Here is an 18,985-nt window from a genome sequence, read left to right on the forward strand (position 1 = left end):
GATGATGGATTGAAAAACAGAGATCTATTCGTTAAATCCTGAGCCCGTATCGCTCGTAAACTGACCGGCAAGCACCCAGGCACCACCCGCCATAACGGTATCTTTCAGCAACATGGTCATCGCTGTTTGTCCCCCCTCTCCCAATACGCCGGGGAGATGAATGCTCAACACGAAGATAAGCAGCATAACCCCGAGCAGTATACAAGCCAGGCGTGCTTTTTTTTCAATCAGGATACTTATACATGCGGCTAACAATGCTATTCCCGTCAAGTAAACCCAAAAAACGCCACCGGGAATCGGAACCATTCCTGCCATTTGGCCTGCATTCATAAAGTGAAAGAGCCCAAAAATACCAAATGGCAGTGCGAATAAATAACGACCTGCTTTTTCTATCATATCCATACCCTCCTTTTATTAAAATTAAAATAACAAAGTAATATAGAGAAAACTCATTTAATGTTAAACTATAGCTCCAAATGAATGAGCGAACGGACCGGTTCTTAAGGGTTGACCAATAGAAAACGGCTGACAGCTATATAATGGGTCCGCTACAACCCTATTGCAGCTTCGCACCGGTAGCGAAGAATAGTCTTGCAATACTGCAACACTGAAAAGAAAGGCTTGTCGGCAGTTGTTTTCCATTGGAAAAAAGAGTGTATATAATCCCCTTTATTAACCTGTAAAGAGCAATTCGCAATGGTTCTCAGGATTTTTTTGTTCTCATCTTCCTTTTTGGAACAGAAGTTGTAACCACTACTACCAGCATGCGGTGGAAGGCAGTTGGAAGGTGATCTCCAGCGTAACAAGCATCAACGAAATTCACTGAAATCATTAGTCCATTTTAACAAACCAGCAAGCACTAACCAAAAATAAACAGGTACTACCATGAAATCTTTCATACAATATACCTCACTATTCCTTCTCGGCTTCTTTATGATGGCGGGAAGCGCTTTTGCCCAGTTCGACCGGGAGATGCAGTATTATACCAATCCCGATCAGACCGGGCTAAACCAGTTTGAAGCTCCTTTCGAGACGGATGTCGAGTTTGACGGGCTGAACGTTCGTATTGGCGGGGCGAATACGCTACAGTTCCAGGGTATTCGTCACGATAACAATGCCACTGATCAAAATGAGATTCCCGCTCTTTCCGAACTGGAATCCAATTTCAATCTCGCAACGTCGAATTTAGATCTTGATGTGGCCCTTGGGGACGGACTTCGCATGCACTTGCGGACCTACCTGACTTCGCAGCACCACACGGAAGCGTATGTCAAGAGTGGCTATATGCAGGTCGATCGTCTTGATTTCATTCAGGAAGGGTTGCTTTCCGGCCTTATGGACAAGGTGCGCATTAAAGTGGGTCACATGGAGCTCAACTACGGCGACAACCACTTCAGAAGAACCGATAACGCATTTGCCATTCACAACCCGTTTGTAGGAAACTATATCATGGATTCCTTTACTACGGAAGTAGCCGGTGAGGTCTATTACTACAATAAGGGTCTGCTTGCCATGGTCGGCCTGAGCAACGGGAAACTGAATCAGAGCGTTGTTGCCAGTGATATAAAAACCCATGGTACCGTCTATGGCAAACTGGGATATGAAAAGAAGATGGGCGATGTCATACACCTTCGTTTGACGGGATCCATTCTTAATGTATCCAACTCTCCCTCGATCTACCTGTACTCCGGAGACCGCGCGGGCTCCCGCTACTACAGTGTAATGGATGATGGTTTTCGTTCCGGACGTTTTGCTCCCAGCTTTACACCTCCACGAGGTGCTGATCCTGCTGCAGGAGAGATGACGGCTATTATGATTAATCCCTTTGTAAAATTCCAGGGACTGGAGTTCTACGGTGTATATGAAAACACATCTGGCAAAATAAAAGACGGTGTCGATGATACACGCACATTTAATCAGTATGGGGCAGAGCTGCTCTATCGTTTCGGCGCCAATGATGATTTTTACCTGGGCGGCCGCTATAACCTGGTAGACGGGGAATCCGTTAGCGGAGATATCGAAATCGATCGCTTCAACATAGGCGGCGGCTGGTTCCTGACGAAAAACGTGTTGGCCAAGCTGGAGTATGTGAAGCAAACCTATGACGGAGATGGTTTTGCCGGTACCAAGTATGACGGTGGCGAATTTGACGGGGTCATGCTCGAAGCCGTTATCAGTTTCTAATGTAGCCCTGACTATTCCCTATCCCTAATCCCTTCAACGGTGTCGCCATGATATGGCGGCACCGTTTTTTTTATTGCAATAGCGTCCCCTGACACGATTGTGTCCCCTTCAGTCATTCCTCAAGAGGATAGATAACAGCATTTAAAGCATCAACTGAAAAAGAGGCCGGAATCCCGTGAATCGTACGACCGCAGGTTGTGGAAATATTCTATTATAACCTGTATCTATTCAATTCAAGCCTTCAGAACATTGAAGTGGATATCGTTGCCAGGCCTGTTAGAAATACGGCTTATTGTAGAGGCCTTTACAAAACCGTTCCTTTGCCCGGTGTCGGCGTTATCGGTCGGTTGAAATGCTTACATATGGGGTATATGCTGCGATTCCAACCTCCCCCTGGCAATAATTAATTCCCTTATTTTTTAAACCCCTCTTGTAGTTAAAATTGATAAAAACCATGACCGGACCGCCCGGAGGATATATTTTGTTTAGGCAACGTGAAACGTGAAGAATAAAACAACCCACTTTTCGCTCATAACATATAAAAGCTGAATTTGTAATATAAAATACATTTCACTATGATACTCATAACCGGAGCAAACGGACATCTGGGGTCCCAAGCGATTGACGTATTGCTGGAAAATAATCCCGATAAAGAGATAGCGGGACTCGTGCGAAGTGCGGAAAAAGGAGCTGAGCTGAAAGAGAAGGGCGTTGAGCTGAGAATCGGGGATTATTCAGATTACCCATCGATTCAGAAAGCGATGCAGGGAATCGACCGGGTATTGCTCATCTCCTCAAGTTCAATGGAAGGCCGGGCTAACCAGCACAGCAACGTCATAGAGGCTGCCAGAGAAGCCGATGTGCAACAACTGTACTATACCAGCATGCTACAGGCCGATAAGAAATTGAGCCCCCTTTCCCTGGATCACGCCAAGACGGAAGAACTTATTAAGGAGTCGGGTCTTGCCTACAGTATTTTCAGACATACTTTTTATACCGAATTTCTACCCTTCTTTTGGGGGAATGCTCCCGAAACAGGAGAATGGGCGTTCCCTTCGAGAGGACAAAAGATAAACCTGGCGTACCGCAGCGAGATGGCCGAGGCCCTGGCGAGAGGACTTGCTGATCCTGAACAGCATGTAAATGAGACCTATGAAATAACGTCGTCGGAGGCGTACACGCTCGAAGAGCTTGCAGGAATGCTGAGTAAAGCTACAGGCAAGGATATAACATACACCGATATCAGTATTTCGGACCTCGAAAATACGCTGGAAGAGATCGGCCTGCCCGAAGAACAGATCGCTATGAGTGTGATGACGGCCACCACTTTTGTCAATGGAGCGCTCAACTTTGCTTTTGACGATATGGAAAAGCTGCTGGGACGTAAACCTACCGGCATTGAAACCTTTATAGAGGAATTCATCAGCCAGCAATAATAACCACTCACATTCAAGAGCGACGCTGAAGCGCAGGGATGTCCGGGGATGGTTTATAATCAGGGCGTAATAACTGTTTTGCCCCGGGTATGAAGAGATTCGATTTCCCGGATAGCTTCAGCGGTGTCCCCCAGGTCAAATGTTCTGGAAACGGGCATTGTAATGCCCTCTTTATCGACCAGTTCCCGAAGGTGTTTCAGTTGCCTTGCATTCGGCTCTACAAACACATACCGGAAGCTGATATCGTCACGGACCCCGGGCTGGCTGTTCGTAATGGAAACAAGCTGTCCCCCGCTTTTGAGCGTATCGATACTTTGACCCAGGGAATCGCCCCGGGAACAGTGAAAGATAAAATCAATATCCTCCCTGACTATGGCACGGACCGCTTCTCCAATATTACCGGCCGTATAGTCAATCGTTTCATCCGCACCGAGCTCTTTCATGTACGCCTGGTTGCGTTCGCTTGCGACCCCGATGACGATGGCACCGGCGGTTTTGGCCAGCTGTATGGCCATGGTTCCGACTCCGCCGGAAGCACCAAGTATCAACAGCGTATCACCTTCGCTGAGATCTCCGGCCTGGAAAAGTGCCTGGTAGGCCGTAAGTCCAACGAGGGGAATCCCGCCGGCTTCGGTCATCGTTATCGTTCCGGGGCGTCGGGCAAGATAGCACTCAGGCAGGGCCACATATTCAGCGAATGTACCATGTTGTACCGTGGGCCTGCGCGCATAGGCATAGACCTCATCTCCAGCGTCGAACCGGCGGGCCGCATGACCCCGTTCTTCCACCACGCCGGCAAGGTCCCAGCCTGGGATGACCGGGAATTTGGCCGGTACGGCCTGCTGCAGCATACCCCGGGCTACGGCGGCGTCCACGGGATTTACGCCCGCTGCTCTCACACGGACCAGCACTTCCCCCTCTCCGGCTTCAGGGCGTTCCAGCGTGCCGGTTTTAATCTGGTCTAATTCTCCGAATTTCTCAAAGTAAGATGCCCTCATTGATGTACTCATAATTGTCAATTGTTTTTATGGAGATTTTGTAAAACCGTTCCTCTGGCCATTTTTTGGTATTTTCGCGTATTGAATATTCTCATAGATGCTTAACCCGGATTATTCACGAAATAATAACAATTAAAGATTATCCCATTGATTTTGACCGGAACTCCTGGTTTTTGAGAGTCCTTTTATATGACCATTTGAATAATATCATAATGTAGAACGTCATATGGGTCAGATACGTTTCGGTTTTATTCTTTAGAGGCAAGCATCCGGGGAGTGTTATATAATATGAGGCCTGAATTTGTCCTAAACAGCTCCGGCCGGAGAACAAATGCAATCCTGGCCACTCATAAAATATCCCTTCCTTTAAGGTAAAAGAAAACTATTTCTTTGCCGGGGATTTCCTTTGGCAGGCTGTCCTGCGGAGAAAGAAGACACTGATTCAGTCCGGCCCGGCGCCTGAACGGTGTGTCTGTTAATTATGCAGGCGGAAGAAAAAGTATAGAACTTGGCGTGTCAGACGGCGGCAGCCTCAGCGGCTATGGTATGCCCTTTTAAAGATGCGTTAGGACCGGGCGTCCGGCTTTTGGGTTCGGTTTGGAAATGAATTTTTATAATGAAGCAGGTTCCGTTAAGCGATTGACCAGTTCGATCAGTTCATCAAAATCGAGGGGCTTGAGGATGATTCCATCCGTGTTGTCCATCAGGACAAGCTGGATGCTCTCCAGTGCTGCATACGAACTGATAACAACCATTTTAATCGAGGGATATTGCTCCTTGATGATTGTTGGCAGCCTGGTTTTAATAGCCAGCTGGCTATCAATTATAATAGCGTTGATCTCTTCGTTATCGAGTATTTTTAATATTTCCGACTTGCTGGAACCGGAGAAACACCGATAGCCCTCGTCGCTCATGATTAACTGAAGCGATTCTCTGACTGCTTCTTCCTGATCTGCAATAAGAATGGCCCGCGATTGCATCGTTTGTTTGTATTTTTTGAATGTTATAATAAAATAAGTACGCTGCTGCATCGATTGCGATTGGTTTAAACAACCTGTTCTGCGTGCTGCCACAGCGATAACTGAAGACGAAGACGGTAGAGAAACATGTTGACCCTTACGAATTTAACAGGTCACGGTTATTTATTTTTACCCACTCGAAGCGTTATGCTACTTTATATCAATGCAATTAACAGACCAGTTTTCTGATTTGGGAATGTTAATTTGATATTTTTCGTCCGGTACGCTACGGCTGAGCATTACCGGCACTCTGCATAAGTAAAAATGGAAAAACGATAATCCCATTAATGGCAATGAATGATCGTTATTTTAGAAAATGAATTGGATGTAGCCTTGTGGTACCGGTGAAATGGGTCCCTGTACTGCAAGCCCCCCATCAACTGTCTTAGTGCAGGGATACACTGCTCGCCGCACTTCCGGAGATTTGTTTTGGATACAGTTGAATTTTCAGGTGAAAATTCAGGACAAGAGCAGAGACATTCCGTTTAACCCCTTGTGGGTATTGCATAGCTGCAACGAACGCTTAGGCTGTAGCTTGCATGTCTGCAATCTTTTTTTAGCCACAGAGTGGCATGCTTTAGACGTCTCCTGCAGGAAAATCACCCATATGCGTCGCTGAGTTATTTTTTAATTATAAGTTTTGTGATAAGCATTCTTTGGAACGATGATTGCACTATTAAGTACTGAAACCATTTAACAATAAAATGAGGTTATTATGAAATCGTTGCTATTATCACTGTTACTGTTCCTGTTTGTATTCAGCGGAAGTGTAACTGCACAATCTTCCAATTATGAGTTGCTCGAGAAAAGTACCATGCAGGTTGACGGCACGTCCACTATTCACGACTGGACAGCCGACGTTGAAGAAATTAATATTGATGTTGATTTTAATACATCCGCTCTTACGGCGGAATCTGAAGAAAATCCCGTTCCATCACTTACCCTTACGGTCCCGGTTGAAAGTTTGGAAAGTGGCAAGGGACGAATGAATGGCAAGATCTATGATGCCCTTAAGAAAGACGATCATCCGAACATCACGTTTGAACTTTCATCGGCCGAAGTATCGGAAGGCTCTTCATCAGCATCTTCCTTTACCCTTAATACGACCGGTACGCTCACCATTGCCGGTGTCAGTGAAGAAATAAACTTTCCGGTAGAAGGAAGTGTTATAGAGGATGGAGTCTATACCTTTACCGGCAGTTATGAACTCAACATGGAAGACTATGAAGTTGATCCGCCGTCTGCTATGTTCGGTACCATAAAGAGTGGTGAAATGGTTACGATCTCCTTTGAACTCTTTTTTTCTGAACAATAAGTGAATAATTCGTATGCTGATGTTGCGCCTCGCGCTATATATCCCGGCTGGAATCATGCGCACCCTTCAAAGAATGGGTGGCATGATTTTACTGGTGATGCTGATCCTCCCCTCGCAGGGTACGGCGCAGCCTCTCCCCGGAAATATCTCTATTGATGAAGGCGGGGAGCTTTGGATTGAAGGCACGGCCGGCCCGGTCGACTTTAGCTGTGAGGCCGAGGAGCTGTCGGGCAGAGGAAATATTGAAAATACGGCGGATCCCGCATCAACCGTACAAGGAGGAGGCCAAGTCGCTATTTCCGTATCTCTGCCGGTTGCCTCTCTCAACTGCGGCAAGCGCAAGATGAACAGGGACATGTATGAAGCCCTGAAGCAGGATCAGTTTCCGGTTATCAGGTATCGCCTGCTCAATGCCTCGCTGGTAGAAGAGCCTGGCGAATCTGTTGCCAAGGGTGATGACTGGATGACCATTCGCACCCGGGGCGTGATGGAAATTGCCGGGGTACGGGATACGACGACCTTCCTGGTACAGGGCAGAATCCATGACAATAACAAATTTCATGTGAAAGGCCGGAAAGAAGTTCACATGGATACGTACGATATCGAGCCTCCCAGTACGATGTTTGGCCTTATCCGCGCAAAAAAAACGTTGATGGTTTTCTTTGATGTCACCGTAACGCTCACGGGTAGGAATGATCAGGCAGCAACGATGATTTTGATCCCGGTTAAAAATCCGGGTAATGATATAGATCAGAAGGCAGAAGGCAGCCGTCCGTCCGAAATTTTCAATGTCTTACCGTAAAAAGTAATGCCGGCAACCTGTTTATTCCGATAATCCCAGCCGCTCCATTTTACGATAAAGGGTAGAGGGATCAATCCCCAGCAAGCGGGCCGCTTCCGATTTATTTCCGTCCGTGCGCTTAAGCATGCTCTGGATATGGTGTTTTTCGAATACCTGCACGGCCTGGTCCAGCTTGCCCGTACTCATGCTTACAAAATCTGATTCCGCTACATCAACGTCCCGGATGGCGCTCGGAAGGTCTTCCAGTAGGAGATAATCGTTATCACTGAGTAAAACCGCGCGTTCGATCACATTTTCCAGCTCCCGGACCTGTCCTTTCCATTCATAGGACATCATGGCACTCATCGCCTCGCTGGAAATTCCTTTTATATTTCGTGTTAACTCTTTATTGTATTTCTGCAGGAAATGGTGGGCCAGAAGCGGGATATCCTCGCGGCGCTGCTGCAGGCTGGGCAGCTCCAGTTCCACAACATTCAGCCGATAGTACAAGTCGTCCCGAAAAGCCCCTTTTTCCACTTCTGCTTCCAGGTCTTTGTTTGTCGCTGAGATGATGCGCGTGTCAAAGCTTATATTTTGATTCGCACCCACGGGCTTAACTTCCCGCTCCTGCAGTACCCGCAGCAAATTTACCTGTAGGTTGAGCGGTATCTCCGCCACCTCATCCAGGAAGACGGTCCCGCCGTGGGCTGCTACAAACACTCCGTCTTTGTCGGAGGAGGCCCCGGTAAAAGCCCCTTTTTTATGGCCAAAAAGTTCTGATTCGATTAAGTCTTCGGGAATGGCACCGCAATTTATGGCTAAAAAAGGTCTTTCAGCCCGTTTCCCGTTAAAGTGAATGGCCCGTGCAACCAGCTCTTTTCCGGTTCCGCTCTCACCGGTAATGAGCACATTACTGCTTGCGCCGCTGACCCGCTCGACCATTTTATAGATCTTTTTCATGGCCTCGCTCTCACCAATAATATGGTTGAAGTTGTATTCCTGGTCGATCTGTTCGCGCAGGTGTTTATTCTCCTGTATAATCTTTTTATGCTCAAGCAGGTTTTCGATGCGGATTAGCACTTCATCAAAATCGAGTGGTTTTAGAATATAATCGGCTGCTCCCTTCCGCAACGCCTGGATAGCAGTCTCTATGGTGCCGTGCGCCGTAATAATAATGGTCAGCGTATCCGACGAGTGCTGCAAAGCATGTTCTAACACGCCGATACCATTAACGTTCGGCATTTTTAAATCGGAAATAATAATATCGTAACTTCTTTTATTGATCGCTTCGATGGCTTCCTTCCCATCGCTGACAGTGGTACAGTCGTAGCCTTCATCCTGCAGTACAATGGTCAGCGATTCGCGGATGCCCGCCTCATCATCAGCTATTAAAATAGATCCTTTCATCATTCTTCAGTTTTTATCGGTAGTTTGATAATAAATGTTGTGCCTTTTCCATATTCGGATTCCGCATGTATAGCACCTCCCATTTTATTGATAATACCGTGACTCACCGAGAGTCCGAGTCCGGTACCCCGCCCTACATCCTTCGTAGTGAAGAAGGGTTCGAATATGCGCGGCTGGTTCTCCTCTCTTATCCCTTTGCCCACATCCGCAACGGTCAGTTTGATGTTATTTTGCTGCTTCAAGGTGAATATCGTGATCTTTGGCTTCGCCGTCTCCTTCATCGCATCGACAGCATTCAACAGAAGATTTACCAGTACCTGGTGGATCTGATCGGGTACACAGGTAATAGATGGGAGATTATCGGCAAGATTCAGCTTAAAATTCACATCCCGACAGCGGGCGTCATGCTTTAGGAGTCCGACCGCAGACTTAATCACCTCATTGATCTGGACATGTTCGGTTTGCATGCTTGAGGGTCGTGAAAAATCAACCAGCTCGCGCACAATTTTATTGATCCGCTGGATATGCTCCCGGACTTTTTTTAGCTGGTCCTGTATAAACTCGTCATTGGTTTTTCGCTGGCAGACCTGAACCAGCGACGAAATGGCCGTCAGGGGATTACCCACCTCGTGAGCCACCCCTGCGGCCATATGTCCCACGGTAGCCAGCCGTTCCGACTGCTGAATCTGCTCCTCCCGCATCTTCACATCTGTCAGGTCCCGCAGGATAAGCGAACGGCCTACCGTCTCGTTGTCTTTATTGCGGACGTAAGATTCCGTAAGGTTTACCAGCTTTTTCTCGCCCTTCTTTGTCAGGCGTTCGGTTTCAAAATTTTGAATATACCCCCGCCTTTGTATTTCAGCGTCAATATGCTCAAGTTCCTCTAATTCAATAAGCTTGTCCGGGACAATAAGATTAATGGATTCACCGATTATTTCATCGCGATGCCATCCGAGCATCTGTTCCGCTCCCCGGTTCCATGAGGTAATACGGCCCTCAGTATCCAGCGATATTATCGCCTCGGCCGAGTGTTCGATAATATCGCTGTACCGCAGCTTGGTAGCCTGCAGCTGATCTTCATAGTACTCCCGGTAGTTGTAAACCGTCCACGCTGCCCAGATCATGAGCAGGAGTGCCGCAAGAGCGCCCCTGCTGAAATACAGCCACCGCATTGTCTCCGGGGGGATGTCCTTGAGGAGCGTTTGATCAATAATTTCAAAAGCCCCGAAAATAACTCCCAGGACAATCAGTGATGTAAACAGCAGGTAGCCGATCCGGGCTTCCCGTAAGAATTTCAGTATATCTTTCATGGTACATTGTTTGAGCGCTTTCTAAAACCGTTTTTGTGCCCGTCTTTGTTTTTTTCACGCATTCAACATTCTCACACAGGCTTAACCCGGATTATTTACGAAATAGCAACAAGTAAAGATTAGCCTATTGATATGGTTTGACCTATCGAACATTAAATATAGCTCAAAGTTGAGTGCAGTCGCAATGGGCTGCGAAATTGAGCCGTAGCTACTTCGGTGAGGGAAAGAATGACCTGCTCAAGGTTCATAGCATAGGTACCTTTCTGCCGCCATTTTTCCTTCACCTCGTACAGGACCATATTTCCCGGATGACTAATCCGGGCTATTATGCGGTGGTTTTGAATGTGTTCAGAGGTTGATATTGAATAAAATTCCTGTTTTTTCAAAGCCCTCCTGTTTATAACATGATAAGAGTAGCTCGTCACAGCGATAACTATTTATTACCAGCTGCCCATTGAACGGCGAACTTGCACAATCTGTCCGATATGGTACGCATTATGATCTACAAATAACATGGCTTCCCGAAAAAGCGTTTGGCCATCGCCATGCGGTATGGGTGCCAGCAAGTCATTCTGAGGGTCTGACACCATCGATTTCATCTCTTTGATGCCCTCTGGCACCGCACGGACCGATGTATGGAATGCCTTTTCGTTTTCCGGGCCGGCGGATGCAGGCCAATAGTCATCAGGCCAGTTCGGGGCCTCATAATCGGGATTTTTACAAAACTCCAGAATGTCGTCCTGACTGATTCGAATATGTTCGATAAGCTCCCAGATGGTATGGGGCAGCCCCTCTACCTTTATACCGGTTTGTTTGTGGGTCAGTCCCTGCACAGCCTGCATAAAATCAACGTGTGCATCTTTACTGTCAAGCTGTTCAACAACTAAGTCGCGAATAGGTATAGCGGCGGACATGAGAATCGTCTTTCTGCTTGGAATGAGTGTATTATGTAATATAACCGCAGGAAACTAAAAAATTAACCTCTTTACGATACCAGGATAATGGGGTATGTTGGCAGAGAGTTTTGCAAAACCGTTCTTTTGCCCGAGGTAGGCCTTATCGCCCGGTTGAATTCCTCGTATATGAGCTATATGCTGCAATTCCTATCTCCCCTGACTTTGACCTTGAACAAAATTCCCGGTTTTCAAAGCTCTTTTGGTAGTAAGAAAAATTATAATACAGGGGGCAAAAAATGTCAATTCAGAAGGGCTGAAACAACAAAAACCCTGCGGTTGCAGAGCTTTCTTTGGAATCACTGATTATAATATACGAGGAACAGCCTATACGGAGCAAGTATTTTTTATATCAGCAGGTTAATATATAACTAATATATAATTAATCTATAATATTCTTTAACTATTCTTTAACTATCATTAAATTTAATACTGTTGTCATTCACACAAAACCAGATCCAAAATTTATTTTTTGTGCTTTATGCCCAAACAAATAGGAGCTCTTACTCTTTACTCGGTTGACGACCTCCACGATCAGCTGGGTCTCAGTAAAATGACCATACGGGCTTACCTGCGGAAAGGCAAAATCCGGGGGCGCAAGCTGGGTGTGAAATGGTATGTTACTGAAGAAGCGCTTCGCAATTATTTTGCCGAGCCCTCAACGGGAAATCAGCAGAAACCCAGCCCTCCCAAAAATTACCGGTACGTTGTAAAAGGGGTAAACGATTTGGTAAGCGAGCAGGATGAGTGCGATACCATTGATGAAACGATCAGGTGCATCGAAAATCAGGCGATTATCAGTTTGTTTCAGGTTGCGGTTATTGACAAAAAGAATGATGAGGTTGTAGAACTCATTAAAGCGCGTGACTTTTTAGAGCGGCATCAGCGTCCCTAAGGAGCCTGTCGGACTTCGTCAAAGCTACTGCGGGCCGTCGGATTTGGCCGGATTCCGAGTTCTTTTTCGTTAACCAGGTCCACTATTCGCCTCAATAGACCCCAAAATGGGACTGGAATCGTCTGACTCTCCTAAGTCCGACACCTTGGGGCAGCAACTCCTCAAAGCGGTATGGCGCCTGGTACGCTTACGCAGTGCGGGCTATCCATTTTTTTTACAAAAGTATCCTTCTTGTGTGGTATATTTAGGATAAATTATAAGACTAAGTATATATATTAAGAGCATGCTGCAACAAGATGATACAAAGCTCGAAATATTTGGGTTTGGCGACGACGCGGACGATAATTTTTACTGTCTTGTCAACACCAGGAAGAGCCCGGAAGGTATTGACCTGGAAAAACTTTCTTCGGCCGATCCGCGAAAATTTGATGAAGCACTCAATGAAATGGGCTGTATTTTACTTTTGCGCGGCGATGAGCTGGAGGAGCTCATCAGCCGGGGAGCAATCACGGATTCGGATCTTCATTCCTCCATCTACGAGCTTGCGGTGAAAGAAGGAATCATAGAGTAACAGCAGCAGGGTGGTTCGCCCGTTGGTTGCTGTCCCCGCCGCTCTGCGCCTCTCGTCCGCGGCTTAGCGGACGACGAACGGCCCTTCCTCCTTCCACCAGTGCCAGGCCCTCAGGAGGGTTACCATCGATTTGCCGTCGGTTATTTCGCCTGAGTGCACCATATCTACAGCTTCCCGAAAGGGGATCCGTTCTTTCAGTAAAAATTCATCTTCATCGACCTGCTGATCAAAAGATTCGATATCCCAGGCCGTATAGAGGTGAATAAGTTCATCCGAATAGCCGATGCCCGGGTAAAATTGCCCGATATATTGAAAATGGCTGCACGTCAGTCCCGCTTCCTCTCTCAGCTCGCGCCGGGCCGTGGAGCCGGCTTCTTCGTCCGGATCTATTTTACCGGCGGGGACCTCATAAAAGATCTGCGACATCGGGTAGCGGAACTGCCGCACCAGCATAACGTCGCCATTTTCGAATACGGGAAGTACGGCCGAGGCGCCGGGATGCTTTATCCATTCGCGGGTGGAGGTGGATCCGTCGGGCAGGCTTACCTCGTCAACGTATACGTGCAGCAGGCGCCCGTTAAAAACCTCTTTCGAGGAAAGGGTCTGTTCGATAAGTTTATGTGTATCGTTCATAGCAAGAATTTTATGTATCTTTGGCCATTAAGGCGTAAGTATAACAAAGAATTGGGTTTCCATTGGCTGAATTGCATAATATAGACCGGCGGGAGGTGGATGTTAAGCAGATCCTGTTTACCTGGTCGAACCTAATCTCCGTTTCGCGTATACTGGTAGCTATCCCGATTGTTTACCTGCATTATACCAGTGGTCGGGAAATTACATGGACGATTACGCTGCTGGTGTTCTATGGCATTATTTCAGATTACCTGGATGGGTATGTCGCGCGGCGGACCAACCAGATTTCGGAGTGGGGGAAAATTCTCGATCCGGTAGCTGACAAATTTTGTGCGTTCCTCCTGTTTTCATATGCTGTTTATATCGATCTTATTCCGCTGTGGTTTTTTGTTGTTGAAATAGTTCGGGACGTGATCATCATGGGGGGCTCGCTCTATATTCGAAAACTGCGCGGAAAAGTGGCTATGGCTGAAATGTCGGGCAAGGTAAGTGTGAATGCCCTGGGCCTGTACTGGCTGTCGGTGTTTTTCTACCCGGAGGCCGGACCCGTTCACCTGGTGCTGATGGGCAATTCACTGGCCCTTATGATTTTCTCCTTCTTTGATTATCTTCATCGTTTCAATGAAATACGCAAAGGCGTGAAATTTAACTGAATCATCATTCACCGCGAAAGCATTTTTACAAAGGGTGTTTTGGCTGGTGGCCTTCATAACAGAACAAACGTATGGGTTTTTTAGAAAAATTAGGTCTCAAGAAAAAAGAAAAAGTCGAAAAAGGTGTCGAAAAGAGCCGCAGCGGCATCATGAAAAAGATCGGCAAAGCGATTGCCGGTAAAACAACCGTGGATGCCGAGGTGCTGGATGATCTCGAAGAAATCCTGATTACCTCGGATGTGGGGGTCAAAACCACCCTGGAAATTATTGACCGGATTGAAACGAGGGTAGCTGAAGACCGGTATCTGAACAGTGGTGAGCTGCAAAAGATCCTGCGGGAAGAAATTATTGCGCTGCTCAAAGATCATGCGCCCGATAAACCGGCTGAATTCGATGCCGAATTCCCCAGGAAGCCTCATATCGTGATGATTGTGGGGGTCAACGGGGTCGGAAAAACCACAACGATCGGCAAGCTGGCTCATCTTTATAAGGTGGCCGGCAAAAAGGTGATGCTGGGAGCGGCTGATACGTTTCGGGCAGCGGCCGTGGACCAGCTCAAGATTTGGAGCGAACGCGCCGGCGTGCCTATTATTCAGCAGGGGCAAAATGCCGATCCCGCGGCGGTAGCTTATGATACGGTGGAATCGGCGAAAGCAAAAGGAGCCGATATCGCGCTGGTCGATACCGCCGGGCGCCTCCATAATAAAAAGTCGCTGATGGAAGAGCTGGCCAAAATCAAGCGGGTGATGGGAAAAGTTGTCGATGATGCCCCCCATGAGGTGCTGCTGGTCCTCGATGCTTCAACCGGACAAAATGCGATGCAGCAGGCACAGGCGTTTACCGATTTTGTGGATATCACCGGCCTGGTCCTGACCAAACTGGACGGCACCGCCAAAGGGGGGATCGTGATCGGTGTTTCCAACGAGCTGGATGTGCCGGTCAAATATATCGGTGTGGGCGAGGATATCGAAGATCTTCAGGTTTTCGACCGCGAGTTGTTCGTTAATTCCATGTTCAAAGAGTAGCGACTTGTGCTACTCTTCCCCTCTTGGCTCAACTTCGCCTTGGCAAAACCAAATTTCCTGGCGAACAATCCGGCTGACCGGTAAATTAACAAGGCCGCATGCTCAGAAAACATGCGGCCCGGAACGGAATTTGTGGTTATCGGTTACGTACGGCACTACTTAGCCGTCATCATCACCGCCGCCGCCCATATCTTCCTGGTCGGGCATGGCAGAGAACGTAAAAGGGTGGTCAAGCAAGCTCATCATAACAGTTTTCCCTGGTTAATTGTAGTTAGAAAACAGATACGTCCATTAAGCACTGTAAATAAAGTGTCATATTTTTAAAACAATTGCTACTCTTTTTAATATTTTAAATCTGCTACAGTATTAAAATTATATTACAATATTACTATTGTTATATTACAATGGGAGAAGGCTTTGAAAGAAACAGGAATTTTAGACAACATCAACCCCTGAGCACGTTCAAAACCACCGCATAATACCCCCGATTAGTCACCGGAAAGTTTGGTCGTGAACGAGGCGAAGTAGCTACGGCTCAATCTCGCAGCCCATTGCGACTGCACTCAACTTTGAGCTATATTTAATGTTTGATAGGTCAAACCATATCAAGGGGGTAATTTTTACTTGTTGCTATTTCGTGAATAATCCGGGTAAGCCTATGTGAGGATATTGAATGCGCAAAAATGCAGCGATTGGACAAGAGAACGGTTTTGCAAAGTCTCCTGAGAGAATAAAGCATTCGTTCTGTCATCCTGTATTTTGTGAGGACATTATAATTGCCAACAACTAACTCCGTCATTGGGATGGTGTTAAAGGGGATAAACGTATAGATGGACAGACGACGGCTTTTCATTTTCCTGGCCTGCACTTTTTTTCCGCTTGCGGTGTGGGGACAGAGCGTGCAGCTTGCGGATTCCCTGCTGCAGAAAGGCAAGGATTATGATAACAGGGGAAACATGGGGCAGGCTGAATTCTACTACCGCGAAGCATATGACCTTTACCGGAATTTCAGAGATACCACTTCATGGCTGGAAGCAGGCAAAGAGTACGCCAGCGCCATGGTCTATCGATCGAAGCATGACCAGGCAATGGAGCTGTATAGGATGCTTTTAACGATTGACCACCCTGCCAATGATACCTACAATCGCGGAGATCTCTATAACAGTATGGGGTGGGCGTCCAGCAAATCCGGGAAACCCACGGCGGCGCTGAACTACTATAATAAATCTTTGCCCCTGGCCGAAGAATCCGGTGACAATGAACTCATCGGCGTCGTATTTGATAATATTGGATCGGTTTATTATCGAAAGGGCAATTTTTCGAAAGCATTGGAGTTTAGCGAAAGAGCCCTGCCGTATTTTAAAAAGTTAGGCAGCGATCTCAGGATTAGTATTACCCTCAGTAATATTGGGAATATTTACAAAAAACTGTCTCTCTACAATCAAGCCCTTGACTATTATAACCGCAGCCTCAGACTTAGCGAGGAGGTGGGGGATGTACGCCGGCTGTCAACCGTATATAGTGCAATTGCAAGCGCACAAACAAGCCTGGGAAATTATGACCAGGCTTTGGTTGCCTACCAAAAAAGCCTGGAATACAGCCGGCAGGCAGGAGTGCCAAGCTTAGCAGCGGAGACCCTCAATAATATCGGACTTCTCTATAAACGCCTTGGCGAATACGATAAAGCCCGGGACTATTACCGGCAAAGCCTGAGTTTGAAAGAGAAGACCGGGAACCCGCAATCCCTGGCCACCACGACGATGAATCTCGGCAAAGTGCTTTGGGAGCTGGGTAATACCGAGGAGGCTTCCGACCATTATATAAAGGCTTTTGCATTGCGAAAACAGGCCGGCAATCCTTATAAAATGGCTTATTCGCTTAAAACCATGGTGGAGATGGAACTCCATAACCAAGATTATGGACAGGCTCGTGAATATGCCCGCCAATTAAAAGCAATCGGCGATTCCACCGGTAATTATGCTGTTTTGGGAAACAGCGCTGCCTACTTTGGTGATATCAGTGCAGCAGAGGGAGCGGATCAGACCGCCCTTCAACACTATCGAAGGGCCTATGCTTTCAGCAAATTTTTACCGGGCCGTGAGCAGCTGGTATCGCTCCAGCGATTGGCCCGCCAGTTTCATAAGCTGAATTCCGACAGCGCCGTGGTATATGGACAAAAAGCGGTGAACATTATCGAACAGACCCGGATGAAGGCGGGATCCACCTCAGATCTCAAGGCGGGATATTTTAAAAAGTATTCCGACTTTTATACCCGGCTGGCTTCCTGGGTGCTGAAATACGAACAGGACAGGTCCCGCGCTTTTCGGCTGGTAGAGCAGGCCAAAGCCCGTTCCTTCAGCGATGAGCTGGCTAAAGCATCTCAAAATATTGACCAGCAGCTTCCCGACGCAGTTCGGATTAGCCGAAAGGAACGGAGAAACAGCATAGACAGCCTTTTTACCCGATTGGAATTATCCGATAATCAAGAGGAACAAGCCCGGTTAAGTGATGAAATCCGAAGAGCGGAGTTAGAGTATGCTGCTTATGAAAACAAACTGGCAAGCCAGTATCCCGAACTCAAAAAGATGGAGCTCCCGGGGTCCATCGGGCTGGAACGCGCGCAGACCCTTGTGGATGAGGAAACAGCTGTGCTCGAATATGCGATTGCCGGCAATAAGCTGATTACGTTTCTCATCGGCCGGGATGAGGTGCGTATCGAACAGGTTTCGCTGCCCGGTACCCGGCCGCTGGGCGAAGAGCTGACGACACGCGTCGCCCGTTTCAGGGAAATGATTTTATCCAATGCCGGGCGGGATGAGTTGCGGGCAGCATCCGATAAATTGTATAATTTGCTGATAAAGCCCTTTGAAGAATCACTCGGCGGCTATTCGAATATCATTATTGTCCCCGACGGGGCCCTGGTCTACCTGCCTTTTGAGGCGTTATTGGGGGACGAGGGGTATCTAATAGAAGGATTCCGGATTAAATATGAACCCTCGCTTACCAGTCTTACTCTTTTGGAGAAACCCAAAGCCGTCGACCGAAAAGAGTTGCTGGCCGTGGCGGGTTCACAATCTTCGGGAAATGCCGGGGGTCGGCCCGCCAGCGCCAACCAGCTTTCAGCCCTCCCCTCAACGCTCATTGAGGTGGATTCTATCGCCTCCCATTTCCGGCAGGTTTCTATCCTCAAAGAAGAACAGGTTTCCGAACGAGCGTTTAAGAATCTGCTGCAAGAGAATCGCTACCGGTATGTTCATTTGGCCACCCATGGTATCATTGATGAAAATCGCCCCGGCCGAAGCGGACTGACCCTTTCGGCGGGAGGAGAGCTTACCCCTTCTTCCACAGAGGATGGGATGTTGCGCAGCTCCGAGATCTTCGGTTTGGATGTCAGATCGGATATGGTCGTTCTGAGTGCCTGCAATACCGGACTCGGTAAACTGGTGGAAGGGGAAGGCATGCTGGGAATGCAGCGATCGTTCTTCTATGCGGGTACCGCAACGGTGATTGTCAGTCTTTGGAATGTTTATGATCGCTCGACCGCCTCTTTGATGAATGAGTTTTACAAAGCGCTGATTAACAGTACCGCGGAAGAAGGCTGGATGAACACCGTGCTGAGGTGGGTTGGATGGGACCGATCGATTCCCTTCGGCAGGAAAGCGACGGCGATGCGCCGGGCCAAGCTGAAGATGATTAACCATCCGCTGTATAATCACCCGGTTTACTGGGCGCCGTTTATTGTCGTGGGGAGGTAATGGCAGATGATAAGCAAAAAGTATTAAGTGTCACGTAGAAAAGCCTTGTC

17 protein-coding genes are annotated in these 18,985 nt (G+C 47.6%); 9 read left to right on the top strand and 8 right to left on the bottom strand.

Annotation, left to right across the window (positions count from 1 at the left end):
• Positions 1 to 24: 24 nt before the first annotated feature.
• On the bottom strand, positions 25 to 402 hold the full coding sequence (locus BUB16_RS14075; protein ID WP_211483188.1) for a DoxX family protein: 378 nt from the start codon (positions 400 to 402) through the stop codon (positions 25 to 27).
• 483 nt (positions 403 to 885) lie between these two features.
• Here BUB16_RS14075 and BUB16_RS14080 point away from each other — a divergent pair, with 483 nt between their 5' ends.
• Both BUB16_RS14080 and BUB16_RS14085 read left to right on the top strand, forming a co-directional pair.
• Complete coding sequence (locus BUB16_RS14080; RefSeq protein ID WP_073065658.1) at positions 886 to 2,184, top strand: hypothetical protein; 1,299 nt, start codon at positions 886 to 888, stop codon at positions 2,182 to 2,184.
• 575 nt (positions 2,185 to 2,759) lie between these two features.
• Complete coding sequence (locus BUB16_RS14085) at positions 2,760 to 3,620, top strand: SDR family oxidoreductase (protein ID WP_073065661.1); 861 nt, start codon at positions 2,760 to 2,762, stop codon at positions 3,618 to 3,620.
• A 59-nt stretch (positions 3,621 to 3,679) separates the two neighbouring features.
• Here the strand turns inward: BUB16_RS14085 and BUB16_RS14090 are convergent, their stop codons facing one another.
• Together BUB16_RS14090 and BUB16_RS14095 are read right to left on the bottom strand one after the other, a co-directional pair.
• Complete coding sequence (locus BUB16_RS14090; protein WP_084088307.1) at positions 3,680 to 4,630, bottom strand: NADP-dependent oxidoreductase; 951 nt, start codon at positions 4,628 to 4,630, stop codon at positions 3,680 to 3,682.
• A gap of 599 nt (positions 4,631 to 5,229) precedes the next feature.
• The gene (locus BUB16_RS14095; protein ID WP_073065667.1) at positions 5,230 to 5,649 is read right to left on the bottom strand and encodes a response regulator; all 420 of its coding nucleotides are present in this window, start codon (positions 5,647 to 5,649) and stop codon (positions 5,230 to 5,232) included.
• 703 nt (positions 5,650 to 6,352) lie between these two features.
• Here BUB16_RS14095 and BUB16_RS14100 point away from each other — a divergent pair.
• The gene (locus BUB16_RS14100; RefSeq protein WP_073065670.1) at positions 6,353 to 6,952 is read left to right on the top strand and encodes a YceI family protein; all 600 of its coding nucleotides are present in this window, start codon (positions 6,353 to 6,355) and stop codon (positions 6,950 to 6,952) included.
• Positions 6,953 to 6,965: 13 nt separating this feature from the next.
• Positions 6,966 to 7,754, top strand: coding sequence for a hypothetical protein (locus BUB16_RS14105; RefSeq protein ID WP_170864405.1), 789 nt, complete (start codon positions 6,966 to 6,968; stop codon positions 7,752 to 7,754).
• A gap of 21 nt (positions 7,755 to 7,775) precedes the next feature.
• On the opposite strand, the gene BUB16_RS14110 is transcribed toward BUB16_RS14105, so the two are convergent.
• The 4 genes from BUB16_RS14110 to BUB16_RS14125 all read right to left on the bottom strand — a co-directional run bounded on the left by BUB16_RS14110 (position 7,776) and on the right by BUB16_RS14125 (position 11,364).
• Positions 7,776 to 9,143 carry a sigma-54-dependent transcriptional regulator gene (locus BUB16_RS14110; protein ID WP_211483189.1) on the bottom strand — a complete coding sequence of 456 codons (1,368 nt, stop codon included), beginning with the start codon at positions 9,141 to 9,143 and terminating at the stop codon, positions 7,776 to 7,778.
• Positions 9,140 to 10,450 (bottom strand): two-component system sensor histidine kinase NtrB, encoded by a 1,311-nt coding sequence (locus BUB16_RS14115; RefSeq protein WP_073065676.1) that lies wholly within the window; start codon positions 10,448 to 10,450, stop codon positions 9,140 to 9,142. Before BUB16_RS14115 ends, BUB16_RS14110 begins: the two co-directional genes overlap by 4 nt.
• Positions 10,451 to 10,602: 152 nt before the next feature.
• Complete coding sequence (locus tag BUB16_RS14120; RefSeq protein WP_073065679.1) at positions 10,603 to 10,836, bottom strand: hypothetical protein; 234 nt, start codon at positions 10,834 to 10,836, stop codon at positions 10,603 to 10,605.
• A gap of 54 nt (positions 10,837 to 10,890) precedes the next feature.
• Entirely contained in the window at positions 10,891 to 11,364 is a 474-nt protein-coding gene (locus BUB16_RS14125) for a DinB family protein (RefSeq protein WP_073065682.1), read from the bottom strand.
• 520 nt (positions 11,365 to 11,884) lie between these two features.
• Between BUB16_RS14125 and BUB16_RS14135 the strand changes: the two genes are divergently transcribed.
• Both BUB16_RS14135 and BUB16_RS14140 read left to right on the top strand, forming a co-directional pair.
• Complete coding sequence (locus tag BUB16_RS14135; RefSeq protein WP_073065689.1) at positions 11,885 to 12,298, top strand: helix-turn-helix domain-containing protein; 414 nt, start codon at positions 11,885 to 11,887, stop codon at positions 12,296 to 12,298.
• A gap of 283 nt (positions 12,299 to 12,581) precedes the next feature.
• Positions 12,582 to 12,869, top strand: coding sequence for a hypothetical protein (locus tag BUB16_RS14140; RefSeq protein ID WP_073065692.1), 288 nt, complete (start codon positions 12,582 to 12,584; stop codon positions 12,867 to 12,869).
• Between the two features lie 63 nt (positions 12,870 to 12,932).
• Here BUB16_RS14140 and BUB16_RS14145 read toward each other — a convergent pair whose 3' ends face one another.
• Positions 12,933 to 13,502: an NUDIX domain-containing protein gene (locus BUB16_RS14145; RefSeq protein ID WP_073065695.1), complete on the bottom strand. Its 570-nt coding sequence runs from the start codon at positions 13,500 to 13,502 to the stop codon at positions 12,933 to 12,935.
• A gap of 62 nt (positions 13,503 to 13,564) precedes the next feature.
• Here BUB16_RS14145 and BUB16_RS14150 point away from each other — a divergent pair, with 62 nt between their 5' ends.
• The 3 genes from BUB16_RS14150 to BUB16_RS14160 all read left to right on the top strand — a co-directional run bounded on the left by BUB16_RS14150 (position 13,565) and on the right by BUB16_RS14160 (position 18,935).
• Positions 13,565 to 14,155 carry a CDP-alcohol phosphatidyltransferase family protein gene (locus BUB16_RS14150; protein ID WP_073065697.1) on the top strand — a complete coding sequence of 197 codons (591 nt, stop codon included), beginning with the start codon at positions 13,565 to 13,567 and terminating at the stop codon, positions 14,153 to 14,155.
• A 71-nt stretch (positions 14,156 to 14,226) separates the two neighbouring features.
• The gene (gene ftsY, locus BUB16_RS14155; RefSeq protein WP_073065699.1) at positions 14,227 to 15,180 is read left to right on the top strand and encodes a signal recognition particle-docking protein FtsY; all 954 of its coding nucleotides are present in this window, start codon (positions 14,227 to 14,229) and stop codon (positions 15,178 to 15,180) included.
• Between the two features lie 830 nt (positions 15,181 to 16,010).
• The gene (locus tag BUB16_RS14160) at positions 16,011 to 18,935 is read left to right on the top strand and encodes a CHAT domain-containing protein (RefSeq protein ID WP_073065702.1); all 2,925 of its coding nucleotides are present in this window, start codon (positions 16,011 to 16,013) and stop codon (positions 18,933 to 18,935) included.
• Positions 18,936 to 18,985 lie beyond the last annotated feature (50 nt).

This window comes from Fodinibius roseus (assembly GCF_900129315.1).
Lineage (GTDB): Bacteria > Bacteroidota > Rhodothermia > Balneolales > Balneolaceae > Fodinibius > Fodinibius roseus.